Below are 26,836 nucleotides of genomic sequence, written 5' to 3' on the forward strand. Positions count from 1 at the left end.
ACCGCGAACCAACACCAGGAGTGGACATGTCCAAAGCAGAAATCATCCTCGCCGCCCTTGGCGGCGCCGAGAACGTCGAAGAGATCGAAGGGTGCATCACCCGCCTGCGCACCGAAGTGGTGGATGCCGCGCGCGTTGACGAGGCTGCCCTCAAGGCCGCGGGCGCCCACGGCGTTATGGTGGCGGGCACGGTGGTCCAGGTGGTCGTGGGCCCAGAGGCCGAGAGCCTGGCAGAAGACATCCAGGACCTGATGTGAGCGCCGTCGCACCGACGGATGCCCTCTCGGTGGTCTCTCCCCTGCCCGGTCGGCTCATCCCGCTTAGCGAGGTGCCGGACCCCGTCTTCGCCAAGGGGCTCGTCGGAGGAGGGGCCGCCGTCATTCCCGACGATGACGCGGGCGTGCTCACCGCCGTCGCCCCGCTGGACGGCCGCGTCGTCAAGGTCATGCCGCACGCCTACATCGTCCAGCACGCCTCCGGACCTGCGGTGCTGGTCCACGTCGGGATCGACACCGTGGGCCTGAAAGGCGAGGGCTTCACGGTGATTGCGCAAAAAGGCGACCAGGTCCGTGCAGGGGACCCCATGATCAGCGTGGACGTCACACTGGTCCGCTCGAAGAACCTCAGCATGTGCAGCCCCGTGGTGGTGCTGGACACCAAACCGGAGGCCGTTGAATCCCCGGCATCCGGAGGCCGCGTGGAGGCGGGTGGGCACCTGTTCAACTTTCCCGGAAAATAGGGGACATGGATACGGCAGGGGAACTAAAACACGTCTGGGTCCGCAAGCAGATCCAGGACCTGGTGGCCGCCTCGCTGCGGCCCGGGGACGCGCTGCTTGGAGAGCGCCAGCTTGAGGAGCAGTTCGGCGTCTCCCGCATTACGGTGCGCCGGGCCATCTCGGACCTCGTCCAGGACGGAGCGCTGGTGCGGATCAAGGGCAAAGGAACCTTCGTCTCCCATGGACTGGTGCGCTCAACCCTGCACCTGGCCTCCTTCAACGAGGATATGCGCGCCGCCGGTTTCGAACCCAGTACCCGCGTCATCACCGCCCTGACTGCGGTGCCGCCGGCAGCGGCGGCGGAGCATCTGGGACTTGCCGCAGGGCAGGAGGCGTACCAGGTGCGTAGGCTGCGGCTGGCCAACGGGGCTCCAGTCAGCGTGGACGATTCGTGGCTGCCGCCCCATCTGCTGCCTGGTCTGCTCTCGGGCGACCTGACGGGATCTCTCTACGGGGTCCTCGCAGCCTCCGGGCACCCCGTGCAGCATGTCGAACAGACCGTTGAGGCCGCCGCGGCACCGGAGGAAACGGCCGCCCTGCTGGACATCGCACCCGGGGCGCCCGTTCTGCTCTTCCGCCGCCATTCCTTCACCGGACCCGACGATCCAGGCACACCTATCGAATACTCCATCTCCACCTACCGCTCAGACCGGTACCAAGTCTCGATGCGCCTCGGGCTCGGGTAGCTGCAGGCCTCCCTTGCGGACGTTTCTGTACCCAGTGGAAGTAACCACATTGGCACATGGGCCTGGGATGGTGGACCCGTGGCTGTGGCGATCGCCGCAGCACGGGTCTCGGCTCCGAGTTTGGCGTAGATGTGGGCCAGGTGGGTCTTCACCGTGGCCTCGGAGATGAACAGCCGCTGGCCGAGTTCACGGTTGCTGAGTCCCTCGGTCAGGAGGCCCAGCAGCTCGGCCTCGCGCGGGGTCAGGATTTCGTCCGGGTTGCGCAACTGTTGGAAGAGCCGCGAGGCCACGGGGGCGCTCATGACGCTCTTGCCCTGGACGGCGCCGCGGACCGCAGCGAAGATCTCCCCGGGTGAGGCGTCCTTGAGCAGGCTGTCAGGGCTGCTTCCGGGCGCTCTCGTGCCTGAGACGAGTTGGGGTGGTTGGGTCCGTAGACTGTCAGGGTCAACAACTGACCCTTTCCGCCTGTTTGATACGAGGTTTTAGATGACCAGCCCTGCCGAGATCGCGACTCCAGCGGTGCTCATCGATAGTGATGTTCTGGACAGGAATATCGCGCGGATGAGTACAGCGATCAGCGCCCGGGGATTGAAGCTGCGCCCGCATGTGAAGACCCATAAAGTTCTGGAGATCGCGGCGAAACAACTCGCCGCTGGAGCCGTGGGGATCACCGTGGCGACTATCGGTGAAGCCGAGGTGTTCGCCAACAACGGGGTCAAGGACATTTTCATCGCCTATCCTCTGTGGGTGAACCCGCCCCAGGCTGAGCGTTTGCGCCGCCTAGCGGCAACGACCCGTATTACCGTCGGTGTGGACTCACCCCAAAGTGCCGCAGCCATGGGAATGAATTTGGGAGATGATGCCGGGAAAATTACCGTCAGTGTGGAAATCGACAGTGGTCACCACCGCAGCGGAGTTCATCCCGCCGCCGCCGTCGATGTTGCGCGCGCGGCAGCGCAGGCAGGGATGAATGTTGCTGGAGTCTTTACTTTCCCTGGACATAGCTATGCGCCGGGAGTGCCCACTGCTGCAGCACGGGATGAGGATGCAGCCCTGAGCCAGGCCGCTGCACTACTCCAGGCTGCCGGATTCACATTGACACAGATCAGCGGCGGCTCCACCCCCACGGCGTTACTCGACGAGAAAACAGTTGCCACCGAGCTCCGCCCCGGCGTCTACGTCTTCGGTGACGCGCAGCAGTGGGAACTCAGCCGCTGCGAGACCAATGACATCGCGTTGACCGTGGTCAGCACGGTCGTCAGCCACCACGCCACGGAGCCGGACGAGCCGGGGCGCTTCATCCTTGATGCCGGAAGCAAAATTCTCGGCAGCGACCGCGCCCCATGGGCCACCGGCTACGGCCGACTGATCGATTACCCTGACGCGAGGATTATCGCCCTGTCGGAACACCACGCGACAGTGGAGTGGCCGCAGGGACAGAAAATCCCGGAGCGTGGCAGCCGGCTACGGGTGGTACCCAACCACGTATGCCTGACCATGAACCTCGTAGATGAAGTCCACATTGTCAGCAACGGCATCATCACCGGACAATGGGCCGTCGCCGCTCGCGGCAAAAACAGCTAGCACCCAGCCATAAGTAGAATCACCCAGCATCGGCTACCTCAAAACAGCCATCTATGCCTCGTCGACGGCGGCTGCACCGCCGTCTAAATGCCGCTGCGTCGTTCAAGGGGGCAGTCCTCTGAGCCATGCTTCGTGATGGCACCACTTACGTCCCGGTCCCGACGGCCCGGCTGGCCGCCTGACAAGCAGATACGGGCCGTGGTCAACGCGATCATTCGAGTGCGCGAAATTGCTCGGGTCGATATCCCGTCAGGGGGCTGTAATTCCTGGTAATGAGGCGGTAATGGATTCCTTTGGCTACCGGCCTGAGGTGAGGACGTTGTCATGCACCTTTGTCCAGCTTTCTGACTGCAACTGGCCGGTGTCAGCGCCGTCAGTCACGTGGACGGCTGACTGACCAGTGGAGCCGGTGACTTTGACGATCTCACCGCCGCGGGCGTAGCTACTGAAGCCAGCTACCCATAGCGAGGGGTTGGCCTCGGGGGCGATAACCACACACGCCTCATGTATGTTCTCGTTTTTCGCGGCAAAGTACTTCACCCCGTCTTTTGAAGCAAGCAGACGGGCGTTTTCGGTGTTTACGTCCGTTCCTTGGAAGGTGATGCCTTCCGGCATTTTGTCCTCCGCGGTTGCCTGGCGGTCCAGGGCTTTGAGACCTGACGGGGCGGTGCAGCCGCCGAGCAGGATTGCCGCGCCGAGCACGGCTGTGATCAATGGAACTGAGTAACGATTCATGGCGCTGCCCCCTCAGGCTGTCGTTGTTCCGAGACTGCACCGGCCCGGTCAGGGTTCCATGCTACGTGCGTATGGTCCTCATGGTTGCGCGTCGTGCTCGGATGGTGAGGCCGTAGCGGCAACAGTGAAGTCGCAACTGCCAGGAGCTTAGCGGCTCTCGCCACCCAATCTGCACAGAGCTGCTCACCCCCGAATCCACCAGCTACGCGGAATCCACCATCGGGGACTACGCCGAACGCACCGCGCAGACGGTCACCGCGTGGAAGAGCATGAACGGCCTCCAGGGCGGCGACCCGGCCAAACTCGCCGACGCGTTGATCCAGCTGGCCGAACTGGACGAACCCCCGCTGCGGTTCGCTGCCGGAGCCGACGCCGTGGGCGTCTTCGAGGCCCGGGGCAAGGCCCTTCAGGTCCAGGCCGACGCCCACCGCGAACTCTCCAGCAACCTCGCCCACAGCGACGCCTGACAAAACGGAAACGGTCGACGGCGGGAAGCCCCGCCGTCGTCCGCTCACCAGATTCCCGCTTAAGTACTGGAATTCCCCGCGGGGCACCTTCGACCTCTACTGGTCGCCGATGGTCACCCTGTCGACGGTCTCCGTAGCCGTGATTCCGTTGGTTGCGATGACCTTAACGAGCACTTCCTTCCCCGGCTCATAGGCCTCACCAATGAGGTCGACGTGGGGCTCGGTAAGCCCCACCGCGACCGTCTGCCACGTCCGCCCGTCGTCGGGGCTCGTCTGGACAGTGAACCGGTGTCCAGGGTGGGGCGACCCGTCAAGACGCTGGGTGACGCTGAGCCTGCCCGCGACTGCCTTCAGCTGAAGCCCACGAGACGGCGCGGACGGCTCCGGGCCAGGACGGAACTCGGCGACGGCGGCACCGTCAATCGTCAGCTCGATAACCGAGGTGTCCGCTGGCGCGCTCACCACGGTGTCGACCAACCCCGCTTCGTCGTCGCCCGGTTCGATATCTGAATTGATCCTGTAGGGTGCGCGAATTTCGGACGCAGCTCCAGACGAAGACCGCAGCAAAAGGCCTACCCTGCTGCCCTCGGACAGGGCCGACACGCTGAGGTTCGGGACGGGATTCACGAAGTCGATGCTTCCCGTGCGCCGTGTGAAATTCACCTGCGCGACAACGTGAACTGGCGCGCCGCTTCCCGCCAACTTCGTGTCAGCAGTTGGGACGGCCCCGGGTGCCACGTGGGTGCCAAGTGGGACGTTGGGGATGCGCTGGTCGGGACGGCCCCCTGTACCGCTCCCCGGCCCCGCGCTGGCGCTCGCACCGGCGCCCGCCGGAAGCGCGTTCTCGGCGACGAGCCGCCGCCGGATCCCCTCGTACGTGTAAGGGGACAGCCACTGGCTGTTGCAGTACGTCATGACGTCGTGCCACTGACTGCCGGGCAGGGCCCGCATCGGGAGCGAATTCGCAGGATCGCCGACGTCGAATCCGCCGAAGCCGGTATCCGTCGTCGAAAGCTGTCCCGCGGGGAACGGATATCCTGCAAGATCGTCCGCCGATTCACCGCAGAATCCTGGGTGCAGCCGGCCCATCGTGTGGCCGATCTCGTGGCCACCGTACCAGTCTCCGTAGGACCCATCGAAGTCCCATCCCCACGAATTCGATCCCGTCGGGCCAGACGCGACGACGCTCGGATCAGGGTTCCCGGGAATTCCCGCGGTGCAGCCTCGCATAAAGAATCCAGCGTCGCTCACGATCCCGTAGTAGTGCGTCCGCGCATCGGTGCCCGAGTTGACGTCCTGTGCACGGAGTGCGGCTATTTGCGCGTTGATGTCACCGCACCCGAAGGGGGGCGCGGCGGTAGCCGCCGCCGTGACGACTGCGCTTTGGACGGACGACGCTGGATACGCCCTGCCAAGCCACGACTGGAGGAGCGCGTAGTCGCTCGACACAGGCGCTACGGTAATGGCCGGCGTCCCCCAGCTGTAGATGAGCCCGACGATCTTCACACGAAAGGGCGCACCGGTCTGGAAGTGCACGGTGGGACGCTTGCCGCTGCCGATCGGGAGATCGACTTCAAGAGTAGTGTCTGTCACCCGTGTGAGGTGCAGCTCCACTGGCCCGGCAGCCGCAAACGGGAGGACGAAGTTCAAGCTTCGCGCAGCATCGTTGCGGGAGGCCACGATATCCCCGGCGTCGGAGGGGCTCAGGGTTGCGACGTTCGACGACGAGATGACCACACTCCCTCCGCCCGGTTGCCGCACGGTCAACTCGGCCGACACCGTCACGGGGTTGGCTCCGTAGTTACTCAGGTAGGCCCTGACGACGGTCCGTTTGCCGGTGATAAGCGGAATGGAATGTGCCAAATCCTGAAGGGCCTGAGTGGCCTCGATGGCATCCATCTGAATGGGGAATTGTCCAGAGCTATCACTGACGAGCGCGGCGCTCGTGACAACTGCAGAGTTGTCGGGGTGGATAAATTCGACAAGCCTCCCGGCGGCCTGCGCATGGACCACCAAGTCACCGATGGCGCCACCGTCGTTGTTCGGCTGAATGACGACGATTTCTGCGGCCGCCGAACTATTCCCCACCCATACGCATCCAGTCGGGCCGGAGGTCCAGGTTAGTCCTTGGACGTAGCCTCGCGTTGTTGCCATGGCTCATTACACCGGGTCCACGCGTAAGGCAGTGATCGTGGAGCTATTGTTGCCATGAATTGCCGCGACGCTGCGATAGTTCGTGGCGGCAGACGCGAGCGTTTGGACCAGGCTCGCGGCGAATGCGATATCGGCAGTCATGCCGTTGTTGGAGACGACGAGCAACGTCGTATTGTTTGGATTCGGACCGATCCATACGCAGGAGACCGACGAACCGACGGTCAAGCGCTGGACGAGCCCTGTGGTCTCTGCCATGGGATGCTCCTGGGGTCAGCGGGTCAGAGTGGGGTGGGAAGGATTCGGGCGGCGACGGCGAGGTCGCTGAAGTATCGAAGGTCTCCGCGCACGCGTATGCCGCCTGCCAAGAAGGCCTCGCGGGCGTCCCGTTCGCCGCGGAGAATTGCCGCCAGGACCTGTCCGTCACCCAGGATCTCCACACGGGTGTCGGCGTCGTTAACCACACCTTGGGTGTCCGCCACGGAGAGGGTCCCGTCCGACTCACTGATCACAAAGGTTGCCAGATTCTCTCCGATCTGGCGCACAACAATCTGGCCACCCGTCAGGCGGGGCGAGCCGCTGAGTGATTCGGCAACGCCCGACAATGCTTTGGCGAGGTCGCCGCGGTGCTTGGCAGCGCCGTCGGCTTTTCGGTCATTCATTATGTTCTCTTCCTCTCAGGCCGGAAAGTTGGTTGTGCAATGATTCGACAGCTCCCAGTGGAGGCAGTTGATCTGAGATCGCCTTCAGCAGCCCTGCCCCTGGCAGCGTGCTCTCCGGCATCGATAGTCCCTACTTCTCGACGAATCTGACTCTCAAGGCTGTAACCAGCAGTCAACGTTATGCGGCGTTACTGGGGCGTTATTCGGGCATCGGCCAGGCCACCGCCCTGCGCATCGCCAAGGAAGGGGGCCGCGTCATCGCCGCCGACATCAGCAAGGAACGGCTCGACGACCTCGTAACCGAGAACGCCGGCCTGGACCTGGTTCCCGTTGCGGGCGACATCTCCATCGAAGAGACCGTGGCCGCCGTCGTCGCTGCCGCCGGCGGACGGGTAGACGCCCTGGCGAACGTCGCCGGCATCATGGACAACTTCGCCCCCATCCACGAGGTGGACGACGACCTCTGGGACCGCGTCTTCCGGATCAACGTCACCGCCCTCATGCGCCTCACCCGCGCCGTGGTGCCGCTGATGCTCGCCGCCGGCGCCGCCTACACCGCGTCCAAGCACGCCGTCGTCGGCCTGACCAGGAACTCCGCCGTGATGTACGGGCCCAAGGGCCTGCGCTTCAACGCCGTGGCCCCCGGCCCCACCATCACCAACATCGTGGCCACCTGGGGATCCCAGCTCGCGGCCGAACGCCTCGGCCCGCTGATGCAGGCCACCGTCCCCACGCCCGCCACCGCCGCGCAGCTCGCCGCCTCCATCACCTTCCTGCTGAGCGACGACGGCACCAACATCAACGGCGCCATCCTCGCCTCCGACGGCGGCTGGTCCGCTCTGTAGGGGAGCGGAACCCAGACGCGAGCGGACGACGGCTGGATGTCCCGCCGTCGTCCGCTTGTGTCGCTCGTTCACCGGGTCGTCAGGAGGGCAGCCCAGCGCCGGATCAAGTCCGCCCTCCGGCCCTACCGGGATGACGCTGGGCGGCCTATCGTGGTCCCTGCCACAGCCCGAGGGAAAGGAACGACGATGTTCACCGTGCAGATTAGCTATCCGGTCCGGGAATACGAGGCTTTCAAGAAAGTGTTCGACACGGATCCCGCAGGCCGCGCCGCCTCGGGCGCCCGGTCTGTCCGCTTGTTCCGGGATACCGAGGACCAGAACAGCGTGGCCGTGCTCCTAGACTTCGCCACCAAGGACGCCGCGACCGGTTTTCTGGAAAAGTTGCGCAGCCAGGTGTGGGACAAACCCGAGGTGATAGGGCAGCTGATGACTGCAGCGCCAACAGCCAGGATTCTGGAGGAGGTGGCCCGCGAGGGCCAGGGCGCGGGCTGACAGCTGAGAATCCGGTGGTCCCCGCCGGATGAGTTGGCCGCAACTTCATGGGCGGCGTCCCCCGGACGACGGCGGGACGTCCCGCTGTCGATCGATTCCATGTCCTCCAGCGGGCTGGATCATGGCGGGACTCCTTGCGTCGCAACACCTTGTCAGTCACAGACCCCGCGTCGGTCACCATGAACCCTTCGACGCTGACCTCGTTCCGCGCCCCGACCGCTCTTGGTGTCTTGAACTATATTCGGACATGGGAAGGATCGGACTGCACTGCAGGGACAAGGAAGGCGGATTTCTGAATGGCGGAAATGCCGCCAGCCACGGTGGAAGTGACTAACGCGGTGGTCCGGCGCCTCGTCCGGGACCAGCGGCCCGACCTCGGCGATTGTCCGATAGCGCGGGTTGCGAACGGCTGGGACAACGCGACCTTCCGGCTCGGTGACGGCCTGGCCGTCCGGCTGCCGCGCAGGGCGGAGGCCGTTTCGCTGATACTTCATGAGCAGCGCTACCTTCCCGACATAGCTCGCCGCTCCCCGGTTGCTGTTCCTGTCCCCGTCCATGCCGGCAGGCCGACGTCGGACTTTCCATGGCCGTGGAGCATCGAGCGGTGGGTCCCCGGAGCCGCTGCGGCCGACGTCGGCCCGGCGGGCCGCGGGCCGGCGGCTGATATGTGGGTAGGTTTGTCAAGGGGCAGTGGTGAGCGGCTCCCAACTTCTTTGGTGGGGGCCGCTGGTTGGGGTGCCGTCCGGGTGTGGCGGTCGTGCTGGCGAGTCTTGTATTCGACTGCAGTGTCAGGCTGATATGCGCGGGTTGGTTACCGCATGACGATTGTTCGGCTGGGACGTATCGCTGTCTAAAATCGAGCGTCAACGGCATGGGCCGTGTGCTCATAGTCGCGTCTCGAGTTGGCCCCAAAGTGCTGCCACGTCACGCCCGCCACGCATCCGGAGGGCACGTTCTTTACGCCGCGTTCATGCGGCCCCCCTGCCCGTGTTCGCCTTGCTGGAGGGGCGCGGCCAGGGACCAGCACCAGCCGGCGAGTTCCCTGGCGATCGCGGTGTTGGCCGTGACGGACCTTTTCTTGCGGGCTTCGAATACTTCCCATTTGTGGTGGAGCCTATGGTTGCCTTCCAGGGCCCGGATCCGGGTGGCCGGGGCGACGAGGCCCAGCTGGCGCAGCAGCCGTTCCCCGGGCCGGGAGTAGGGGCGCTGATGCTGCCAGGCAGCCTCGATGAGGAGTTTGCGGGCGTATTTGCTGCCGGCTTTCGTGATCGGTCCCTGGTGCCGGGATTGGCCCGAGGACTGCTGACTGGGCACCAGCCCCAGGTAGGAACCGATCGACGAGCCGGTGAACCGGGTCCAGTCGCCGATCTCCACGGCGAGCCCGAACCCGGTCGTGACCTGGATGCCGCGCAGGCACATCAACGCCTCAATCACCGGGGTGTACCGGCAGTCCTTGGCGACCGCCGCGACGCGCTGGTCGATGCGCTTGAGGTGCGCTGCCAGCAGTTCGGCCTGCTCCACGTCGGCTTCGTAGGTGAATTGGAGTACCGGGGAGTCGAAGTGCTGCCGGTGTAGCCAGGCCCCGTGCTCCTTCGTCCATTTGGTCTTCTCCGGGTACCTGATTCCGTGGCGGAGCAGGATCGCGTTGACATGCTGGCGGGCATGGGCGAGGTCCTTCGCGGCCGTGGCCCGCAGCCGGGACAAGTCCCGCAGGTCCTCCTGCTCCCGCGTCGGGACCTGCACTTGCGTGACTTGGCCCAGGGCGAGCATTTCCGCCAAAAGCCGGGCGTCCCGCTTGTCCGTTTTAATCTTGTCTCCCGGTGCCCGCAGCAGCTTTGAGGACGCCGCCACCACACAGTCAACGCCGGCCTCCCGCAGGAACCGGGCCAGGACATACCCGGTCGGGCCCGACTCGTACACGGCCTTCACCGGCGGCTCGAAGCGGCGGACCCAATCCAAAACGACCGCCGGGTCCGAATCCATCTGCATCCGGACCAGTTCCCCGGTATCCGGGACCAGCGCGCAGCCGACAACAGACGCCGCGTGAACATCCAACCCAATAAACGTATGCTGAAACATAACCGGGACCTCCCAAAACTCACATGTGGCACTACCAATGCAACTCTCCGAGGGCCTCCGGGGCCAGGAGGTTGTTCACTGGCAATCCACGGACGCTGTGAAACAGAAGGCCCCGGCCCCCTCATCAGCCTTGGCCCGTTCCCTGCCCGTCCGGATACAAGGCCATCCCCGCCGGGCCATAGGCCCCGCGGCGCCACCTCCGGGACGACGGAAACCCACCAGCATCAAGCCGGCGCCGCGGGACCGCCCGGCGACAATGGCCGCCCCGGACGGGGCAGGAAACCCAACCACCCCCACCTCATATCGTCTAAAAGCCTGGCCGATTTCCTGCTGTCCCTTCACGTGCCCGCCGAAACCGACGTCCCGGTGAATCCTTTCCGAGGCGTGCCGCTGACAGACCGTGACGCTGTGCTGGTGGAACGGCTCGGGGATCGCGAACGCTACCCGCAGGCGGCAGCGCTGAGAGCAGTGTGGGCGCAGGCCTGTGCCGCCAAAGCCTGGGATGGTCCGGCGATGATGCTCCACGGGGACCTCCACCCTGGCAACATCCTGCTGGCGGACGACGGCTCCCTGGCCGGCGTCATCGATTTCGGCGACGTCGGGGCGGGGGACCCGGCTGTCGATCTTGCGGTGGGGTGGCTGATGTTCGAGGCCGGCACTCGCCACCGCTTCATGGGCGCCTTTGGCGCCGCAGTGGAAGGGGACACCTGGATGAGGGCCCGCGGTTGGGCCCTCATCCTGTCCACCGCCATGCTGAGCAACTCCGACGATAATCCGCGGATGTTCACTGTAGGAAAGTTCGGGGTCAGGCAGATCCTGGATGACGGACTTTGCCTGCAACTCTGACGTTATTGTCAGTGGCTCCTATCATGCTGTGGGTATGGAAGGCAGAGCAGCTGCGGAGACGGTGGAGGCCATGGAGGCCTCCCTTGCTAGGTTGGCTGCATTTGCCGGTCGCGGAGCCGGGAACGCGGCCTCGACTGGGCCCGACCCTCTTCAGGACGAAGCGGACGCGTGCTTGGACGGAATGGCTGAGGTGGGCGGCATGGAAGCCAGGCTGGCCGCGCTGAAAGTGCACTTCGCCGCCGGATATGCCCGCGCTGCCGTCGCCATGGCGGGCCCAGCCGTTTCCCCGCAGGAGCGCACCGCCCGGGAAATGGCGGTGACAGCAGAGGTGGCCTGTGTCCTGACCGTGAGTGAAAGATCGGCGGCGGCGCTCCTGGCGGAGTCAGCCACCCTGACCACAGGGTTGCCCCTGACACTGTCTGCGCTGCAGGCAGGGAGCATTTCATGGCAACACGCGCGGGTGATGTGTGATGAAACGTCCGGTCTGGACCCTGCTGCGGCGGCTGCTTTGGAGGCTCATTTCCTGGACGTCGAAGCTCCCTTTGCCGCGCGTGGCTGCCCGGCGGGGGAGCTCGTGCCGGGCAGGTTCCGGGCCAAAGCGCGCAGATGGCGTGAGCTGCATCATCCCGTAAGCATCGAAGCCCGCCACCGCAAGGGTGTGGAGGACCGTCGGCTGGAATATGTGCCGGACCGGGACGGCATGGCCTGGCTCTCGGCCTATGTGACTGCGGATGTGGCGGTGGCTGGATGGTCCCGTGCCACGGAAGCGGCCCGTGCCCTGCAGGGGCCGAATGAATCCCGGACCCTGACCCAGCTCCGTGCGGACGTCGCCGCTGACTGGCTGCTGGCGGGGGTGGCGGAAGGAACTCCGTCACCCAAGGCGCAGGTCCTGGTGACCGTGCCGGTGCTGTCTCTTTTGGGCGCCGTGACGGAACCGGCCACGCTGGACGGGTATGGTCCCGTTCCGCCGAGCATCGCCCGCCGGCTTGTGGGGGATGGCGCCGGATCGTTCCTGCGTGTGCTGACCGATCCGCGCAGCGGAGCGCCGCTGGAGATCGGACGGACCAGCTACCGGGTTCCGAAGGCGATGCGCCAATGGTTGCGGCTTCGGGACGGCCGGTGCCCTTTTCCGGGCTGTAATAACCATTCCCTGGATAACGAAGCGGATCATCTGTTGGCTTGGTCCGAGGGAGGCGGCACCGGCGTCACCAACCTGGGCCAGCCATGCCGGCGGCACCACCGACTCAGACACACCACAGCATGGAGGCCGGTTGACGCGACCCGGGACCAGCCACCCGGCTGGATCTCACCTGCGGGGCGCTCCTATCCCAGCGAACAACAAGACTGGGAACCACCACACTGGCCGCAGTACCTCGGCCACGCGGATGAAGGCCGGGAGTTGGAACCGCCTGACTGGCTCGACGTACCTGCCGGCGCCGTCGGACCCGGAGAGACCGGGCCGCCATTGCCGCTGGATCCCTTTCCTGACTGGGCACTGTTCATCGCGGCGTAGGATCGGCGCTCCATGTTCCTGCCCGTTGCCTCGGCTCTCCCATCACCTTCCTCCTCAGCAGACGGCGGCGGGGGTCCCGCCGTCGTCATCCCATCTGAGCTCAACGCTGGCTCCGGCGCCGCCGTCGTCCGCCGCTCAGCAGGCTATATGCGCGGATCAATGGTTGACTGCGGGAGCAGATGGGCAACGGGCGACTGGCACGATTGGCGTTCAATCAGCTTGACGGGAATGACGTTCTTCCGCCTGAATTTCTTGGTGGGTGCTGCAATTCGGGCGAGGATGCGTTCGGCGGCGACTCGTCCGACCTGACGCGGGTTCTGATCGATGACCGACACCGAGGGCTGGAGGACATCCGCCATGGGGAAGTCGCCGAAGCTGATCAGCGCAATGTCGGTTCGGTTCAAGGCCTGAAGTGCCGGGAAGACGCCGGTTGAGAACCGGGCGTTTGAGGAGAAGATGGCGGTGGGTGCATCGGGCAGCGCCAGCAGGGTTCTGCAGACGTGGGCGGCAGCATCCGCGTCGCGCGACCCGAGCGCAACCAGGTCATCGTCCTGCCCCAGGCCGGCATCCACAAGGGCGGCGCGATAACCCTCGAGGCGGAGCTTCGTGGTGGGGACCTCGGTTGAGTCTCCAACGATGGCGATGCGGCGGTGCCCATGGGCGATGAGGTGCTGCGTCGCTTCAAAGGCCCCGCCGAAGTCGTCCTCGACGAAGTAGTCCGCGTGAAGCTTGGTGGGGATGCGGTCAATGAACACGATGGGGAAGCTGTCCTGCCAGCGCGCGAGGTAGGACTGGTCGGCGGCGATCGGGGCGATGATGAGGCCGTCGATCTGGCGGCGGACCGTCGTTTCAATGATGCTCTGCTCAAGTGCCGGGTTGTCTCCGAGGCTGGTGACGACGATGGCCATGTCGTGTTCACGCGCCGCCAGCTCGATCCCCTTCGTGACGGCGGCGAAGAAGGGATCCGCGACGTCGGGCACGGCGATGCCGATGACGGCTGACTTGCCCTCGCGGAACGTGCGCGCGAGCATGTTCGGCACGTACTTGAGCTCGCGCATGGCCGACTGAACGCGTTCCCGCGTGTCTTCCGTGACGTGCGGGTCATCATTGAAGACCCGGGACACCGTCTTGGCGCTCACCCCGGCACGCGTGGCCACATCCTGCATGGTCGTCACGGTTCGGCTCCTTCGTTGTTCGCTGGGCACACCCTACAGCGGCGCTGTTCAAAAGCGGGGACGACGCCAGCGCTGAACATGTCATCGGTGACAATCGGCCGCCCACCCCATCCTGCCCCATGATCACAGCAACTTCAAGAAACTCATGTCATCGATGACATGAGTTTTTGAAATTTCCTTGACATCGATGACATGGGCCCTTAGGTTTTTGTCAGGCAGGTCACAGCGAGTCCTCGAAACACAAGTTCGAGCCCCGCGATCAGGACCTACCGGTTCGTTTCAGGCAGCGCTTCAAAGGTGTAGCAGCAGAGCTTCTTCACCGTGGCATGACCAACGGAGGAGGCAGTGATGAACACCGCTGAAGACCGGCCCCCGGCACCAGCCCAGGGGCCTGAGCGGCTGACTTGCTCGCTGGAGGAGCTGGTGGAGCGGGCCGACGCACTTGCTGCCGCTGGAAGCCGGCGCATCCTGGGAATAGCTGGTGCGCCCGGTGCCGGAAAGTCCACGGTGGCGCAGGCCATCGCCGATGCCCTGGGTGGCCAGGCTGCCCTGGTGGGCATGGATGCTTTCCATCTGGCCAACGCGGTCCTTGCCGCTCACGGCTCCCGGGACCGGAAAGGCGCTCCGGACACTTTTGATCCGTGGGGATATGCCAACCTGCTGCGCCGGCTCAAGACCAACAACGAACCGGTGGTCTATGCCCCGGTGTTCGATCGCAGCCTGGAAGAATCCGTCGGCAGTGCGGTACCGGTGGCCCGCGACGTACCGCTGGTCATCACCGAAGGAAATTATCTCCTTCTGGACGCCGAAGGCTGGCGGGAATGCAGGGAACAGATCGACGAGGTCTGGTTCCTGGACGTCAGCGACGGCGAGCGGCAGCTCCGGCTGCTGAGGCGGCACGAAGGCTTCGGCAAGTTGCCTGAGGAAGCGGAGGAATGGGCGCTGGGCAGCGACCAACGCAATGCCGATGTTGTCGCCTCCACCCGGGAACGGGCCGATCTGATCATCGACCTGAGGTACGCCAACAGCCGCGAGACTTTCGCCAGGCCTGAACGAAGAGGAAGACAGAAGTGACAACACGACGAAGTGTCTCCGGCTGTTTGGCCGGAGCCTCTGCAACCGTCCCGTACCAGCTGACAGGTGTTACACCATGACAACAATCCCGGTTCTGGAAGCCCGCGGCCTGACCCGCAGCTTCGGCAACGTACGCGCCTTGGACGGCGTCGACTTCGACGTCCACGCAGGCGAGGTGGTTGCCCTCATCGGCGACAACGGCGCCGGAAAATCGACCCTCGTGAAGGCGCTGTCGGGAAACCTGGCCTTGGATTCCGGCAAGATCCTGTTTGCCGGCGGTGAGGTCGAACTTGGTTCCCCGAGCCAGGCCAGCAGCCTGGGCATCGAAACCGTCCATCAGGACCTAGCCCTGGCGCCACACTTGAACGCGGCCCAAAATATGTTCCTGGGCCGCGAAATCCCCAAGCCCGGCTTTCAAGGGCGGCTCGGGTTCATGGACAACAAGACGATGCGTGCCAAGTCACGGGAAGCCTTCGATGAACTTGGCGCCACGGTTCGAAGCCTCTCCGACCCCGTCGGCAGCATGTCGGGCGGCCAGAAGCAGGCAATCGCCATTGTGCGGGCCGTTGCCTGGGCCAAGGGCGTCATCTTCCTTGACGAACCGACAGCCGCTCTTGGCGTGGTGCAGACCAGAAACGTGCTTGAGACAATCCGCCGCGTCCGTGACAAAGGCGTGGGCGTCGTGTTCATCAGCCACTCGATGCCGCACGTCATCGACGTGGCGGACCGCGTCCAGGTGCTCCGGCTCGGACGCCGCGTGGCCACCTACGAAGCAAAGAAAACATCTGTGGAAGAACTAGTCGGCGCAATGACAGGCGCACTTGATGGAGCACACTCATGACCACCACCGAAGCCGTACCTCGCACTGCCGGAACCGCAACCGAAATTTCACGCACGCACTCGCTCCGGCAGGTGCTCCAGGTTCAGTCGTTCCAGATCCTGCTTGTTCTGCTGGTCATCTTCCTGGTCTTCTCGGCCTTGGCGCCGGAAGTATTTCCGACGTGGGGCAATGTCCGCCAGATCATCCAGAATGTCTCCATCCTTGGCGTCCTGGGTATCGGAATGACGTTTGTCATTGTCACATCGGGCATCGATCTGTCCATTGGATCCAACCTTGTCTTCTCCGGGGTGGTGGCTGCAAAGGTCATGCAGGCCATGGGTGATTCGGGCTGGGGCACGGCCATTGTGGGTATCTTGGTCGCCGTCGGATGCGGGCTCGGTTGGGGACTCCTCAACGGGGTTCTCATCGCGAAGGCCAAGGTGCCGCCGCTGATCGTTACCCTCGGAACACTTGGCGGCGCCCTGGGGCTGGCACAGGTCATCACAGGCGGCGTGGACATCCGGGAAGTCCCGGCCGTGCTCCAGGACACTATCGGGTACGGCAACGTCCCGGGTACCACATTGCCGACGATTTCCCTGATCGCGATTGTCCTGATCCTGATCTTCGGCATCGTGCTCCACCGGACCAGATTCGGGCTCTACACCTTCGCCGTCGGCTCCAACGAGGAATCCGCCCGACGGGTCGGCGTGAAAGTGGATCGCCAACTGATCTCCATCTACGCACTCTCCGGCGGCCTCGCCGGCGTGGCAGGCATCCTGTCACTGTCCCAGTACGGCACCACCGCCATCGCGGGTCAGTCGGCGACGAACCTCAACGTCATCGCCGCCGTCGTGATCGGCGGAACCTCACTCTTCGGCGGCGTCGGCACCATTTTCGGCACCGTCGTCGGACTCTTCATCCCCGCAGTGCTTCAGAACGGCTTCGTCATCGTCGGCATCCAGCCGTTCTGGCAGCAGGTGGCAGTCGGTGCCGTCCTCGTCGTCGCCGTCTACGTCGACCAGCGCCGCCGGGCTGCCGCAGCCCGGGGACATACCGCCAAGGCTGACGGCAAGAAGAAGGTCTTCGGCCGACGATCCCGCTGACCTCCCTCCGACTTAACCCTTTCAAACAAACAGGAGCTAGACAATGAAGTTAACCCCTAAAGTGACCCTGCTCGCTGCGGGTATCCTCGCCGCAACGTCCCTCACGGCCTGCGCAGGCGGAAGCGCCTCGGCAGGGAGTGCGGCGGCCGGAAAGCAGCCCAAGCTCACGTTCATCCAGGGTGTCGCCGGCGACGAGTTCTACGTCAGCATGCAGTGCGGCATCGACGCTGCTGCCAAGGCGGCTGGCGCAACGGTTAACACGCAGGGGCCGGCCAAGTTCGACCCGACGCTGCAAAAGCCGATCGTCGATTCCGTCGTGGCATCCCAGCCGGACGCCATCCTCATCGCGCCGACCGATGTGGCCGCGATGCAGGCGCCGTTGAAGGCGGCTGCGGCCGCCGGCATCAAGGTGGTCCTCGTTGACACCACGGTGCAGGACCCCTCGTTCGCCGCGTCGGCGATCGCCTCGGACAACAAAGGCGGCGGCCTGGAGGCCTTCAAGGCCATCAAGAACCTCAGCCCCAGCGGGGGCAAAGTCCTGGTCATTTCCACCGACCCCGGCGTCTCGACAGCCGATGCGCGTGTCGCAGGCTTCGAAGACGGCGCCAAAGCTGACTCGTCCTTCGAGTATCTCGGTGTGCAGTACAGCCACAACGACCCCGCCGAAGCGGCAAAGCTCGTCTCTGCTGCCTTGGCCAAGGACCCGGACATTGTCGGCGTCTTCGCAGCCAACACCTTCGCAGCAGAAGGTACGGCAACAGGCATCCGCCAGGCGGGCAAACAGAACCAGGTCAAGATCGTCGGCTTCGATGCCGGGCCTGCGCAGGTCAAGCAGCTCAAGGAAGGCGTCGTCCAGGCCTTGATCGCGCAGGAACCTGCATCCATCGGCACGCAGGGCGTGGACCAGGCCATGAAGGCCATCAAGGGTGAGTCTACCCAGAAGGAGATCCAGACCGGGTTCAAGCAGATCACCGCGGACAACATCAGCGGTGACGGCGCCCAGTACGTCTACAAATCCTCCTGCTAACCGGCTTTCCGGTGCTGTTGCCCGCCCCTCACATGCGGGCAACAGCACCGTCCCAACTCTCCCGACCGAAGAGAAGAATGACATGACGTCCCTGAATGAAGCGGCCCTTCCAGAATTGGAGGACCGGCTACCCATCCCCTCGTACCATCGGCGCGCCGTCCGGACAGGCATCGTTCACTTCGGCGTCGGCGGGTTCCACCGGTCGCACCAGGCCATGTTCATCGACCGGCTTCTAAACCTCGGGGGCTCTCAGGACTGGGGTATCTGCGGGGTCGGCGTCCTGCCCTCGGACGCCCGCATGCACGATGTCCTCACCAACCAGGACGGCCTGTACACCTTGGTGCTGAAGGGCGCCGAAGGCACCGAGGACGCCAGAATCATCGGTTCCATCACCGAATATCTCTTTGCGCCCGACGATCCCGCAGCGGTCATCCGCAAACTTGCCGATCCTGCCACCCGCATAGTCTCCCTGTCCATTACCGAGGGCGGCTACAGCATCAACGACACCACGGGGGAATTCGATCCCCGTACGCCGGACATCCTCCATGACCTGGACCCGAACACCGTTCCAGGCTCCGCGTTCGGCCTGATCACCGCAGCGCTGGCACAGCGGCGTGAGCAGGGCACTGCCCCGTTCACCGTCATGTCATGCGACAACATCCAGGGAAACGGCAACGTCGCCCGCAAGGCGCTCGTGTCCTTCGCCCGACTCAAGGATCCGGGGCTGGCTGGCTGGATCAGCGAAACCGTAGCCTTTCCCAACTCCATGGTGGACCGCATCACTCCCGTCACCACCGACGCCGGCCGGGCTGCGGTGGCCGCGGCCTACGGCTTCTCGGAAGGATGGCCGGTGATTGCCGAGCCTTTTGAACAATGGGTCCTCGAGGACAAGTTCCCTACCGGCCGACCGCCCCTGGAAGACGCCGGTGTGCAGATGGTGGACGACGTGGAGCCTTATGAGCTGATGAAACTCCGGCTCCTGAACGCGAGCCACCAGGTGATGAGCTACCTCGGCTACCTCGCGGGTCACCGGTATGTCCATGAAGTCTGTGTGGATCCGCTGTTCGCCGACTTCATCGCCGGCTACATGGAACTGGAGGCGACACCCACGCTGCGGCCCGTGTCCGGCATGGATCTGCACGCCTACCGGAACGAACTCATCCACCGCTTCTCCAACCCCGCTGTGAGGGACACCCTCGCCCGCCAAATGGTCGACGCCTCCGAACGGATCCCCAATTCGTGCTCCCTGTCGTCCGTGACCAGCTCCGCCTCGGAGGCCCCGTAGACCGAGCGGCCCTGGTGATCGCAGCCTGGGCGCGCTTTCTCGAAGGAACTGACGAACAAGGCGAACCCATAGACATCACCGACCGGCGCCTAGGCGAACTCCGCGCAGCCATCCGTGCGGACCACGAAAAACCGGGCGCCTTCCTCAACCTGACCGACGTATTCGGCGACCTTGGGCGGAACGCCCGCTTCGCGGCCGCGTACCGGCAGGCCCGGGAAGCCCTGCAACGGTCCGGAGCGCGAACTGCCGTCCAGGACCTCACCGAACCTTCGATATCCACAAGGAGAACCTCATGACCGACTCACCCACAGCCAGCACAGCAGTCGAAGCCCGAACAGCAACCGGCTTCAGCGGCCGCACCATCCTGGTCACCGGAGCAAGTGGCGGCATCGGGGCTGCCACCGTGAGGCAGCTTGCTGCCGCTGGGGCAAAAGTGATCGCCAGCGCCCGCACGCTCGAGTCCCTGGCAACGCTTAGTGACGAAACTGGCGCGCAGCCCTTGGCCTTCGACCTGACCTCCGAAGAAAGCATCAGGGAAGCCGTCGAGGGCCTTGCACTGTGGGGTGTCGTGAACTGCGGCGGCTTCGGCGGAGAAATCGCGACCCCGCAGGACACCGACATCGAGGTCTTCGACAAGGTCATCAGCGTCAACGCCCGCGGCGCCCTCCTGGTCATCAAATATGCGGTACCCGCCATGATTCGCGAAGGCAACGGCGGCGCGATCGTCAACGTCTCCAGCCAGGCCAGCATGGTCGCGCTGCACGGCCACATCTCCTACGGATCGTCCAAAGCCGCCCTGGACAACATCACCCGGGTGTCCGCCCTGGAACTTGGCAAGCACAACATCCGCGTCAACAGCGTCAACCCGACAGTGGTCATGACCGACATGTCCAACTTCTACTGGGGACGGCCGGAAATCGGCGGGCCCTTCCTTGAGCAGATGCCCCTCGGACGGTGGGCCACGGTCGATGACGTCGCCGGCCCCATCGTCTTCCTGCTAAGTGACACCGCTTCCATGATCACCGGAGCATCCCTCCCCATCGACGGCGGCTACACCAGCCGCTGACCGTTCTTCCGGCGCAGGGGCGCCGCGAACTGACCTCACCTTGAAATGGATGACCATGAACATGACCGAAGAACGCGCATCCGAGGCGATCATCGTCTGCGGAGTGCCGGCAAGTGGCAAAACAACGTTTGCCCAGGATCTGGCCTGCCAGCTCCGCTGGACCATCCTTGACCTGGACACTGTCACAAACCCGTTGTTCGAACACATGGGCGGCGAGTTCCTGGTGGACGTCCCCACAGCACAACCCGCCGCGCGGGCGAGCGTGAACGATATCCGCTACACCTGCCTCTTCGATACCACCCGGGAAAATCTCGCTCTGGGCAACAGCGTGGTTGTTGTCGCCCCGTTCACTTCCGAACGCACGTTCCCGGCGGCATGGGAACGACTCGTTGAGCGGCTCTCAATTCCTGCCCCGCGGGTGCACCTCGCCTGGATGGACACTCCGCAGGGCGAGGTGGTGAGACGCATGCAGCTCCGCGGCGCCGCACGCGACCTCGACAAGATCAAGGAACCCGAGCGTTTCCTCTCTCCCGAAGTCACGCAGCCTCCCGGCGTCGCGCATATCCGCGTTGACGGCCTCTTGAGGCCGCACGAACAGATCGAGCTTTTCCTGGCGGACTTCGCAGGGCGGGAGGCCGTGCGCTGAGCTGCCGCTAGCGGTTCCACGCCAACCTTCCGCCGAGGGCCACACCTCCCAGGGCGGCACCCCATACGGGGCGCGATTCGTCGTGCCCGCACCACGCTGCTTACCGGTGTTTCCGGCCGCCGACTCCAGACCCTCAATAGACCAAAACCACCCAATTAGGAGAACCCAGTGAATACACTCACGACGCTCGAACGCCGCGGCATGGCAGCGATCTCGACTCCCGGCGGCAAAATGCTCATCGTGGCCGCCGACCAGCGCAACGGAATGAAAGCCGTGATGAACGACGCACCCGACGGACCGAACTCGATCACCGCCCAGCAACTCTCCGACGCGAAGGCGGACCTGGTCCGCTACCTGGGAAACGCCGCTCCTGCGATCCTGCTCGATCCCGAAGTTGCCCTGCCCCGCGTCGCGGATGAGGGCGTGCTCTCCCGCGACACCGCCCTGGTAGTCGGTCTTGACGCTTCCGGATTCGAGACGGTCGACGGCCTGCGCTACACAAAGTTCGTCCCGGGGATGTCGCCGCGCAGAGCGCGCGAACTCGGCGGTGACGTCGCCAAGATGCTCTGGTACATGCGCCCCGACCTTCAGGATGCAGGCTCGCGCGTCGCGGACGAAATCCGCGAACTCGTCAAAGCATGCACCGACGAGGGTCTCCTCCTCATCGTAGAGATCCTGGTCTACCGTCTCGAAGGCGAAAGCGAGGAGGCCTACGTCGCGGCGTTCGCCGGCCTTGTTGCCGACTCTGCACGGCTCTCCGCCGAATGCGGCGCCAAAGTGCTCAAACTGCAGTACCCAGGATCTGCCGAGGCAAGCGCCGCGGTCACCGAGGCGTCCGCCGGCGTGCCGTGGGCTGTCCTGTCTGCGGGGGTTGACCACGAGACGTTCATCAAGCAGGTCGAGATCGCGGTGGCCAATGGCGCGGGCGGCGCTATGGCGGGCCGCTCGCTATGGAAGGACAGCATGGCTGTCTCCGCCGAAACCCGCGAGCACCTGCTGACGACACGGGCTCTCCCTCGCCTGCAGGAGCTCGAAGCCGTCGTTGACGGCACACTTGTGGCTTCCAACGGCGGCTGGTCAGCGCCTTAGGCGAGCGGCACCCAACGCAAGCGGACGACGGCGGGAGGTCCCGCCGTCGTCCGCTTGCGTTGGGGGTCTGACAGATGTCCGTTTTGCTTGCTCGGGATTGCGGGCCGGCGCTCAGGGGAGCGCGTATACGCGGCGGGCGTTGTCGTGTGCGACGAGTTGCACGATCTTGCGTGCATCCGCCTCGGAACAGTCGTCGTCGTCGATCCATCCGCCGACTACCTTGGTGATTGCAGTGCGCCACAGTCTCGCGCCGAGGTAGTGGAGTTCGGCCGGGCCGAAGGCGTCGGAGGAGTAAAGGATTTTCGTGAAGGGAGCCAGTTCGAACGAGCGGGCCACCAGATCCCGGCTCCGTGACCCGGTGAAGTTCACGGCAAGGCCCACATCGATGTAGACGTTTTCAAAGGCGTGGGCCAAGTAGCCGGCTTCGCGCTCGAATGGATAGCAGTGGAGCAGCATGATCGGTGTGTCCCGGACTTCGGGGGACCGCAGAAAATCCAAGAGGTACAGGGGATTGGTCTTGTGGAGGTCCAGGTCTCGGTCACCGAATCCCACATGGAATTGCAGCGGAAGCTTCATCGACACCGCCGTGTGGATCCCGTGGGCAATGAGTGTCACGTCGGTGAGCTTCGCGTTGGAGCCGGCGCGCGGGTTCTCCTGCCAGCGGCGGGCTGCTTCAACCACCGCAGCCGGTGTGGGTCGGCTGAGATTCTGGTCGAATCCTCCGCGGTAGGCGAGAACAGTTTTGACGCCCACGGCGCTGAGGGTGAGCTCTCGAAGCCGCTGACCGAACTCTTCGACGTAATCTGCCGGGTTGGCAATCTCCTGGAGCAGCGACTCGGCGACCAGTTCCAGCCGAACGATCTCGTGGGTTCGCCCACCGGAGGCCTCGGCCATCCCGACCTTGCCGAGGTAGTCAGCGGCATCTAAGCCTGTGTCGATCAGCCAGTCACTCACGCCAGCAGCGCGGGTCATGCGCCGGCTGACCTCAAGTTCTCCAAGCCCGGAGCGCCGGCTCCAGTAGTCCGCCGGTGAGGCGTGCCGTGGCAAATCAAGAATGCCGCTGCACCAGCGCCGGATGGCGAGCCCGATTTGTGTGTTGTAGGCGTCCTCGGGGTTGGCCAGTGGTTCGGTGTTTCCTTCGTTGAGCGAGTTCTGAAAGCGTGCCTCATCACCGTCAGCGTGAAACGCGCCATGCACGTGGTGATCAACAAGGCTGACTTGTTCGACGAAGTCCGGGAAAGAACCGCCCGCCATCAGATCGACCAGGCCAGTCGAAAGCGTTCAGCAAGCTCGTCCGGCGAGAGTTCCGCGGAGATTCGCTGTTCGTAGCGCCGGACGGCCACCGTGGTATCGACGATGGCATCTCCGAGAAGTCCGCGTGCAAGGCCTGACTTGTCCAGCGTCTCGATGATGGCGGCGGGGGAGTCCGAGAGCAGCAGGACGTTGGCCCGGCGCCGCTCGCCTTCCGACAGCCGTGCGGGGTCACCCGGGATCTCTGCCGGAAGCCTGCGCCCGCCGCGGATGCCGTCAAGGGCGAGCACGAGGATGGATGCGGACGCCAGATACACGTTGGCCGACGGGTCGACGATTTTCACCTCGACGTTGGCTCCGTGCGGATTGCTCTTGCCCTCGTTCAGAAAGCGCACTGAGGCCTCCCGGTTTTCCAGGCCCCAGCACAAGTAGGCGCCCGACCACGTGCCGGGCGTCAGGCGGCTTCCGGACAAGATTGATCCCGTGAGGAAACCCTGGATATCGGGGAGTCCTGCGATGATTCCGCCAATGGCCGCGCCCCCCTCGGCGCAGATGCCGTGCGGCCCGCTGCCGCCGGAGAACAGCGGCAGGCCGTCCTTGTGGAGCGAAAAGTGCTGGTGGGCGCCGTTTCCGACGGTGCCGGGAAAGGGAAGCGGGGAGAACGAGGCCTGCATGCCGTGGACCCTGGCGACGATGCCAACGATGATCTTGGAAAGGACCACGGTGTCCGCGGCCCGAACCGGCGAAGCAGGGGGAAGGGAAAACTCGAACTGGTTTCTGCCGTACTCGGCGTGGATCTGCTCCATCGGAACGCCGGCCTGGTTCAGCGCCGACAGCAGATCATCAAGGAATTCCGATCGGTCCAGAAGACCGGTTGCCCCGTACGGAACCCAGGGTGCGGTTTCCAGCGCTGAACCGTCCGGGGCGACGAGGAAGAATTCAAGTTCGTGGCCCACGAGTGCCTGGTATCCGGCCTCGTCGAGCCTGCCGTCGACATCGGCCAGAAGGCCGCGGGCACAGGCCGGAGACGCGGCCCCGTCCTGTTCGAAAAGGCTGCCGGGTGCCCACGCCCGCCCACCCGGCAGGACACGGAGTCCCGAGATATCGATCTTGAGGCGCATATCGCCAACGGGGGTAATGCTGTCCGTGAACGCTATCCCGCCGTCGATGGTGAAGACATGCCAGACGGGGGCAGCGCCCATCCCGGATTGGTGGAAGGCTTTGAGCCGGGCCAACGGAACGCTCTTGGCCAGCGTGATGCCCGAAGCGTTCACCACCGTGCCGATCACGGTGCGGACGCCGGCCGCTTCGAGCTCGCGTTGTGCCTTGGCAACAGCGGATTCGTCGGCTGGTGCGATTTGAGTCATGCGCCTATCATGCGGCGCCTCCCCGTCCAATGAAAGGTCCGAAAGATGCGCCGACTCTTTGGCTTGCGCCGCTGCCTCCGACGTCACCCTGGAAGGCCGGATCGGACAGGGCTGCGCAGCCTGCCACTCCCCGCATTTACTCTTCGACAGCCCCGCCCGTTGATATTCCGCTCAGGGTGTCGATGTAGTCCAGCGTTTTGGGACTGACATGCCGCACGGCCCCAAGAGCCTCCCGGAGAACGGCTCTGGTGGCTTGGTCACGAAGCGCTCCTCGGAGTTCCATTACCGTCTCGATGCCCTGACTCTCGAGCACGTGCGTCATGTCCTCTACCTGGGCCAGACGGCCAGGCGACGGCCAGCTGATAACTTCGGAAAGCGTCCCCGCGTCGAGGCGCTGCCGGAATCCACTGGTCGTGGCGGCATCCGGCCAAGCCTCGACCAGAGCGAGAACGCGCGGCCTGACCGTCGCGTGGTAGTTTTGTCGTCGCTGCAGGGACGCATCGACAATGATGGCCCCGATGTGGTCCCAACTACGGCTGACTTCGGTTGAGTCGTCTGTGCCGTGGGAGTCCATTGGCGCCGGGAGGTTGGCATCATCATTATCGATAGTCATAAGTGAATCCTTCCATGTGCCAGCGGTGAGCGTGCGGCTGCGGCAGCCGACGTCGGAGGGTATCCCGCGGTGGGGTCGTCCGGTTGAACGCGATGTCGGACAGCACAACACGTGAGGATCCCGGGCCAGAGCGCCTGAGCGGCGCGCGGCACGGGATCCTCCCTGCGCAGGCGGTGAAGCCTAGCGGCTGCTCACCTGACCGAACAGCTTCGCGATTGGAGCGAGCACAAGCGGGCGGGCCGCGTACCAACCGGCTGCCGTGATGGCGATTGCGGCCGCGAAGAGCCAGAACCCGACCCAATTCACCGCGTCGGTGCCGCCGAACATGTGGTTCAGGTTTCGCAGCGCACCGGTCGCGAACACCAGGAACACATGGACGAGAATGAAGAGCACGAAAAACAGCATCGTCGGGAAGTGAATCGCGCGCGCAACCTCCACCGGGTAGATCTTGTTCAGCGTCTTCGCGTCCTTCGGCCAGAACTCGCTCATGCGCACACCCGTGATCGCCGCGAGCGGGGCCGCGATGAACACCACCACGAAGTACATGATCTGCTGCAGGCTGTTGTAGTTCACCCAGCCGGACTCAACGGGCCAGTCCAGTGTCATGTACTGCAGGAGCGCGGAGAGCGCATTCGGGAACGCCTCCCAGTTGCTCGGTACGATCCGCACCCAGCGTCCCGAGGCAAACAGCAGCACCACAAAGATGAGTCCGTTGGCCAGCCATAAAATGTCGAGCGACTGGTGCAGCCACAGGTTGATGCTGATTTTCTTGCCATCGCGCTTCGGCGTCCAGAACGCCGGCGGTTTCTGCTCGGTGCGCACCTGATAGCCGGAGCGAATGATGAGCACCATCAGGAAAATGTTGAAGAAGTGCGCCCACTGCGCCCACCATGGGAAGCCGGGCTCGGCCGTATCGGGCAGGTCATACGCGCCGGGGTACCTTTCGAGGAATTCCGGCACGCCCGGCAGCGTCGTGACACCGCGAGCGGCGAGCACAAGAATCCCAGCGGCGGCCACGGCGCCGAGCGCGAGGAGCACGGCGAGCTTGATCCACTGACCCAGGGTGCGCGATCCGTAGAGCCTTGCCGCGGCCCTTGGCCTCACGGGCTTTTCGACGGCGACGGGCTTTTCAGCGGCGAAGGACTGTGCCGCCGATGCTGGGGCGGCGGTGACCGCCGGTGCACTCGCGGTCCGCGGCGGTTCCGCCTCGGCGACGGTCGCCGCCACGCTGGCAGCCTCGGCAACGGTCTGCACCTCGGCAACGGGTTCCACCACGCTGGCAGCCTCCACCACACCGGCAGCCGGGGCCTGTGCTATGTCTTCGTGACCCGCCTGCACAGCGGGAACGGCAGCGGCCGCCGGAGCAAGTCCAGCTGGCGGCCAGGGTTCACCACCTGGGACACGGGGAAGCCCGCGACGAAGCGGAATGCTTCCCATCGTCAGTGTGGCGGGTGCGGGTGCGGCGGTGGCCGGAGCAGCAGC

27 protein-coding genes and 2 pseudogenes are annotated in these 26,836 nt (G+C 64.7%); 18 read left to right on the top strand and 11 right to left on the bottom strand.

Features of this window, described 5'->3' with window-relative positions:
- The first annotated feature begins 26 nt into the window (after window positions 1-26).
- From ACQCSZ_RS23445 to ACQCSZ_RS23455, 3 genes are read left to right on the top strand one after another with little or no spacing between them, the layout of a single operon-like run.
- Complete coding sequence (locus ACQCSZ_RS23445; RefSeq protein ID WP_427005979.1) at window positions 27-257, top strand: glucose PTS transporter subunit EIIB; 231 nt, start codon at window positions 27-29, stop codon at window positions 255-257.
- On the top strand, window positions 254-739 hold the full coding sequence (locus tag ACQCSZ_RS23450; protein ID WP_427005980.1) for a PTS sugar transporter subunit IIA: 486 nt from the start codon (window positions 254-256) through the stop codon (window positions 737-739). Before ACQCSZ_RS23445 ends, ACQCSZ_RS23450 begins: the two co-directional genes overlap by 4 nt.
- A 5-nt stretch (window positions 740-744) precedes the next feature.
- Window positions 745-1,464, top strand: coding sequence for a GntR family transcriptional regulator (locus ACQCSZ_RS23455; RefSeq protein ID WP_427005981.1), 720 nt, complete (start codon window positions 745-747; stop codon window positions 1,462-1,464).
- Between the two features lie 80 nt (window positions 1,465-1,544).
- Here the strand turns inward: ACQCSZ_RS23455 and ACQCSZ_RS23460 are convergent.
- Window positions 1,545-1,835: pseudogene (locus tag ACQCSZ_RS23460) on the bottom strand (response regulator transcription factor); the annotation flags it as partial.
- A gap of 115 nt (window positions 1,836-1,950) precedes the next feature.
- Here ACQCSZ_RS23460 and ACQCSZ_RS23465 point away from each other — a divergent pair.
- Window positions 1,951-3,048, top strand: a complete 1,098-nt coding sequence (locus ACQCSZ_RS23465; protein WP_427005982.1) for an alanine racemase — start codon at window positions 1,951-1,953, stop codon at window positions 3,046-3,048.
- Window positions 3,049-3,345: 297 nt separating this feature from the next.
- Here ACQCSZ_RS23465 and ACQCSZ_RS23470 read toward each other — a convergent pair whose 3' ends face one another.
- Window positions 3,346-3,762: a hypothetical protein gene (locus tag ACQCSZ_RS23470; protein WP_427005983.1), complete on the bottom strand. Its 417-nt coding sequence runs from the start codon at window positions 3,760-3,762 to the stop codon at window positions 3,346-3,348.
- A gap of 290 nt (window positions 3,763-4,052) precedes the next feature.
- Between ACQCSZ_RS23470 and ACQCSZ_RS23475 the strand changes: the two genes are divergently transcribed.
- Window positions 4,053-4,250 (top strand): hypothetical protein, encoded by a 198-nt coding sequence (locus tag ACQCSZ_RS23475; RefSeq protein WP_427005984.1) that lies wholly within the window; start codon window positions 4,053-4,055, stop codon window positions 4,248-4,250.
- Between the two features lie 96 nt (window positions 4,251-4,346).
- Here the strand turns inward: ACQCSZ_RS23475 and ACQCSZ_RS23480 are convergent, their stop codons facing one another.
- The 3 genes from ACQCSZ_RS23480 to ACQCSZ_RS23490 all read right to left on the bottom strand — a co-directional run bounded on the left by ACQCSZ_RS23480 (window position 4,347) and on the right by ACQCSZ_RS23490 (window position 7,063).
- Complete coding sequence (locus ACQCSZ_RS23480; protein ID WP_427005985.1) at window positions 4,347-6,338, bottom strand: hypothetical protein; 1,992 nt, start codon at window positions 6,336-6,338, stop codon at window positions 4,347-4,349.
- Between the two features lie 72 nt (window positions 6,339-6,410).
- Complete coding sequence (locus ACQCSZ_RS23485; RefSeq protein ID WP_427005986.1) at window positions 6,411-6,659, bottom strand: hypothetical protein; 249 nt, start codon at window positions 6,657-6,659, stop codon at window positions 6,411-6,413.
- Window positions 6,660-6,682: 23 nt separating this feature from the next.
- Window positions 6,683-7,063, bottom strand: a complete 381-nt coding sequence (locus ACQCSZ_RS23490) for an SCP2 sterol-binding domain-containing protein (RefSeq protein ID WP_427005987.1) — start codon at window positions 7,061-7,063, stop codon at window positions 6,683-6,685.
- 146 nt (window positions 7,064-7,209) lie between these two features.
- Between ACQCSZ_RS23490 and ACQCSZ_RS23495 the strand changes: the two genes are divergently transcribed.
- The 3 genes from ACQCSZ_RS23495 to ACQCSZ_RS23505 all read left to right on the top strand — a co-directional run bounded on the left by ACQCSZ_RS23495 (window position 7,210) and on the right by ACQCSZ_RS23505 (window position 9,197).
- The gene (locus ACQCSZ_RS23495; RefSeq protein ID WP_427008437.1) at window positions 7,210-7,908 is read left to right on the top strand and encodes an SDR family oxidoreductase; all 699 of its coding nucleotides are present in this window, start codon (window positions 7,210-7,212) and stop codon (window positions 7,906-7,908) included.
- Between the two features lie 186 nt (window positions 7,909-8,094).
- Window positions 8,095-8,400, top strand: coding sequence for a hypothetical protein (locus ACQCSZ_RS23500; RefSeq protein ID WP_427005988.1), 306 nt, complete (start codon window positions 8,095-8,097; stop codon window positions 8,398-8,400).
- Window positions 8,401-8,705: 305 nt separating this feature from the next.
- Window positions 8,706-9,197 (top strand): phosphotransferase, encoded by a 492-nt coding sequence (locus ACQCSZ_RS23505; protein WP_427008438.1) that lies wholly within the window; start codon window positions 8,706-8,708, stop codon window positions 9,195-9,197.
- Between the two features lie 160 nt (window positions 9,198-9,357).
- Here ACQCSZ_RS23505 and ACQCSZ_RS23510 read toward each other — a convergent pair whose 3' ends face one another.
- A complete protein-coding gene (locus ACQCSZ_RS23510; RefSeq protein WP_427005989.1) occupies window positions 9,358-10,479 on the bottom strand; it encodes an IS110 family transposase in 1,122 nt (373 codons plus the stop codon).
- Here ACQCSZ_RS23510 and ACQCSZ_RS23515 point away from each other — a divergent pair.
- Both ACQCSZ_RS23515 and ACQCSZ_RS23520 read left to right on the top strand, forming a co-directional pair.
- Window positions 10,468-11,325, top strand: a complete 858-nt coding sequence (locus ACQCSZ_RS23515) for a phosphotransferase (RefSeq protein ID WP_427005990.1) — start codon at window positions 10,468-10,470, stop codon at window positions 11,323-11,325. The genes ACQCSZ_RS23510 and ACQCSZ_RS23515 overlap by 12 nt on opposite strands.
- Window positions 11,326-11,395: 70 nt before the next feature.
- Complete coding sequence (locus ACQCSZ_RS23520; protein WP_427008439.1) at window positions 11,396-12,838, top strand: DUF222 domain-containing protein; 1,443 nt, start codon at window positions 11,396-11,398, stop codon at window positions 12,836-12,838.
- A 143-nt stretch (window positions 12,839-12,981) separates the two neighbouring features.
- Here the strand turns inward: ACQCSZ_RS23520 and ACQCSZ_RS23525 are convergent, their stop codons facing one another.
- On the bottom strand, window positions 12,982-14,004 hold the full coding sequence (locus ACQCSZ_RS23525; protein WP_427008440.1) for a LacI family DNA-binding transcriptional regulator: 1,023 nt from the start codon (window positions 14,002-14,004) through the stop codon (window positions 12,982-12,984).
- 357 nt (window positions 14,005-14,361) lie between these two features.
- On the opposite strand from ACQCSZ_RS23525, the gene ACQCSZ_RS23530 reads away from it, so the two are divergent.
- From ACQCSZ_RS23530 to ACQCSZ_RS23565, 8 genes and pseudogenes are all read left to right on the top strand, one after another.
- Window positions 14,362-15,087 carry a nucleoside/nucleotide kinase family protein gene (locus ACQCSZ_RS23530; protein WP_427005991.1) on the top strand — a complete coding sequence of 242 codons (726 nt, stop codon included), beginning with the start codon at window positions 14,362-14,364 and terminating at the stop codon, window positions 15,085-15,087.
- Between the two features lie 76 nt (window positions 15,088-15,163).
- Complete coding sequence (locus ACQCSZ_RS23535) at window positions 15,164-15,928, top strand: ATP-binding cassette domain-containing protein (RefSeq protein WP_427005992.1); 765 nt, start codon at window positions 15,164-15,166, stop codon at window positions 15,926-15,928.
- On the top strand, window positions 15,925-17,010 hold the full coding sequence (locus ACQCSZ_RS23540) for an ABC transporter permease (protein WP_427005993.1): 1,086 nt from the start codon (window positions 15,925-15,927) through the stop codon (window positions 17,008-17,010). The genes ACQCSZ_RS23535 and ACQCSZ_RS23540 overlap by 4 nt, the downstream gene beginning before the upstream one ends.
- A gap of 43 nt (window positions 17,011-17,053) precedes the next feature.
- A complete protein-coding gene (locus ACQCSZ_RS23545) occupies window positions 17,054-18,037 on the top strand; it encodes an ABC transporter substrate-binding protein (protein WP_427005994.1) in 984 nt (327 codons plus the stop codon).
- Between the two features lie 214 nt (window positions 18,038-18,251).
- Window positions 18,252-19,618 (top strand): annotated as a pseudogene (locus tag ACQCSZ_RS23550) (mannitol dehydrogenase family protein).
- Window positions 19,615-20,388, top strand: coding sequence for an SDR family oxidoreductase (locus ACQCSZ_RS23555; protein WP_427005995.1), 774 nt, complete (start codon window positions 19,615-19,617; stop codon window positions 20,386-20,388). Before ACQCSZ_RS23550 ends, ACQCSZ_RS23555 begins: the two are co-directional and overlap by 4 nt.
- Window positions 20,389-20,443: 55 nt before the next feature.
- A complete protein-coding gene (locus ACQCSZ_RS23560; RefSeq protein WP_427005996.1) occupies window positions 20,444-21,034 on the top strand; it encodes an AAA family ATPase in 591 nt (196 codons plus the stop codon).
- Window positions 21,035-21,202: 168 nt separating this feature from the next.
- Window positions 21,203-22,123: a hypothetical protein gene (locus ACQCSZ_RS23565; protein WP_427005997.1), complete on the top strand. Its 921-nt coding sequence runs from the start codon at window positions 21,203-21,205 to the stop codon at window positions 22,121-22,123.
- Between the two features lie 111 nt (window positions 22,124-22,234).
- On the opposite strand, the gene ACQCSZ_RS23570 is transcribed toward ACQCSZ_RS23565, so the two are convergent.
- From ACQCSZ_RS23570 to ACQCSZ_RS23585, 4 genes are all read right to left on the bottom strand, one after another.
- Complete coding sequence (locus tag ACQCSZ_RS23570) at window positions 22,235-23,377, bottom strand: amidohydrolase family protein (protein ID WP_427005998.1); 1,143 nt, start codon at window positions 23,375-23,377, stop codon at window positions 22,235-22,237.
- On the bottom strand, window positions 23,377-24,741 hold the full coding sequence (locus tag ACQCSZ_RS23575) for a glutamine synthetase family protein (RefSeq protein ID WP_427005999.1): 1,365 nt from the start codon (window positions 24,739-24,741) through the stop codon (window positions 23,377-23,379). Before ACQCSZ_RS23575 ends, ACQCSZ_RS23570 begins: the two co-directional genes overlap by 1 nt.
- 136 nt (window positions 24,742-24,877) lie before the next feature.
- The gene (locus ACQCSZ_RS23580) at window positions 24,878-25,354 is read right to left on the bottom strand and encodes a hypothetical protein (RefSeq protein WP_427006000.1); all 477 of its coding nucleotides are present in this window, start codon (window positions 25,352-25,354) and stop codon (window positions 24,878-24,880) included.
- Between the two features lie 180 nt (window positions 25,355-25,534).
- Window positions 25,535-26,629: a cytochrome b/b6 domain-containing protein gene (locus ACQCSZ_RS23585; protein ID WP_427006001.1), complete on the bottom strand. Its 1,095-nt coding sequence runs from the start codon at window positions 26,627-26,629 to the stop codon at window positions 25,535-25,537.
- Window positions 26,630-26,836 lie beyond the last annotated feature (207 nt).

The organism is Pseudarthrobacter sp. H2, from assembly GCF_050157045.1.
Classification (GTDB): Bacteria; Actinomycetota; Actinomycetes; order Actinomycetales; family Micrococcaceae; genus Arthrobacter.

What these genes read in the sequence shown, in the direction of transcription:
- ACQCSZ_RS23500 (WP_427005988.1), top strand. Translation starts at nt 8,095, where the DNA reads ATGTTCACCGTGCAGATTAGCTATCCGGTCCGGGAATACGAGGCTTTC.
- ACQCSZ_RS23490 (WP_427005987.1), bottom strand. Translation starts at nt 7,063, where the DNA reads ATGAATGACCGAAAAGCCGACGGCGCTGCCAAGCACCGCGGCGACCTC.
- ACQCSZ_RS23580 (WP_427006000.1), bottom strand. Translation starts at nt 25,354, where the DNA reads ATGACTATCGATAATGATGATGCCAACCTCCCGGCGCCAATGGACTCC.
- ACQCSZ_RS23465 (WP_427005982.1), top strand. Translation starts at nt 1,951, where the DNA reads ATGACCAGCCCTGCCGAGATCGCGACTCCAGCGGTGCTCATCGATAGT.
- ACQCSZ_RS23555 (WP_427005995.1), top strand. Translation starts at nt 19,615, where the DNA reads ATGACCGACTCACCCACAGCCAGCACAGCAGTCGAAGCCCGAACAGCA.
- ACQCSZ_RS23540 (WP_427005993.1), top strand. Translation starts at nt 15,925, where the DNA reads ATGACCACCACCGAAGCCGTACCTCGCACTGCCGGAACCGCAACCGAA.
- ACQCSZ_RS23510 (WP_427005989.1), bottom strand. Translation starts at nt 10,479, where the DNA reads ATGTTTCAGCATACGTTTATTGGGTTGGATGTTCACGCGGCGTCTGTT.
- ACQCSZ_RS23475 (WP_427005984.1), top strand. Translation starts at nt 4,053, where the DNA reads ATGAACGGCCTCCAGGGCGGCGACCCGGCCAAACTCGCCGACGCGTTG.
- ACQCSZ_RS23515 (WP_427005990.1), top strand. Translation starts at nt 10,468, where the DNA reads ATGCTGAAACATAACCGGGACCTCCCAAAACTCACATGTGGCACTACC.
- ACQCSZ_RS23505 (WP_427008438.1), top strand. Translation starts at nt 8,706, where the DNA reads ATGCCGCCAGCCACGGTGGAAGTGACTAACGCGGTGGTCCGGCGCCTC.
- ACQCSZ_RS23560 (WP_427005996.1), top strand. Translation starts at nt 20,444, where the DNA reads ATGAACATGACCGAAGAACGCGCATCCGAGGCGATCATCGTCTGCGGA.
- ACQCSZ_RS23525 (WP_427008440.1), bottom strand. Translation starts at nt 14,004, where the DNA reads ATGCAGGATGTGGCCACGCGTGCCGGGGTGAGCGCCAAGACGGTGTCC.
- ACQCSZ_RS23545 (WP_427005994.1), top strand. Translation starts at nt 17,054, where the DNA reads ATGAAGTTAACCCCTAAAGTGACCCTGCTCGCTGCGGGTATCCTCGCC.
- ACQCSZ_RS23445 (WP_427005979.1), top strand. Translation starts at nt 27, where the DNA reads ATGTCCAAAGCAGAAATCATCCTCGCCGCCCTTGGCGGCGCCGAGAAC.
- ACQCSZ_RS23535 (WP_427005992.1), top strand. Translation starts at nt 15,164, where the DNA reads ATGACAACAATCCCGGTTCTGGAAGCCCGCGGCCTGACCCGCAGCTTC.
- ACQCSZ_RS23575 (WP_427005999.1), bottom strand. Translation starts at nt 24,741, where the DNA reads ATGACTCAAATCGCACCAGCCGACGAATCCGCTGTTGCCAAGGCACAA.
- ACQCSZ_RS23455 (WP_427005981.1), top strand. Translation starts at nt 745, where the DNA reads ATGGATACGGCAGGGGAACTAAAACACGTCTGGGTCCGCAAGCAGATC.
- ACQCSZ_RS23520 (WP_427008439.1), top strand. Translation starts at nt 11,396, where the DNA reads ATGGAGGCCTCCCTTGCTAGGTTGGCTGCATTTGCCGGTCGCGGAGCC.
- ACQCSZ_RS23485 (WP_427005986.1), bottom strand. Translation starts at nt 6,659, where the DNA reads ATGGCAGAGACCACAGGGCTCGTCCAGCGCTTGACCGTCGGTTCGTCG.
- ACQCSZ_RS23530 (WP_427005991.1), top strand. Translation starts at nt 14,362, where the DNA reads ATGAACACCGCTGAAGACCGGCCCCCGGCACCAGCCCAGGGGCCTGAG.
- ACQCSZ_RS23570 (WP_427005998.1), bottom strand. Translation starts at nt 23,377, where the DNA reads ATGGCGGGCGGTTCTTTCCCGGACTTCGTCGAACAAGTCAGCCTTGTT.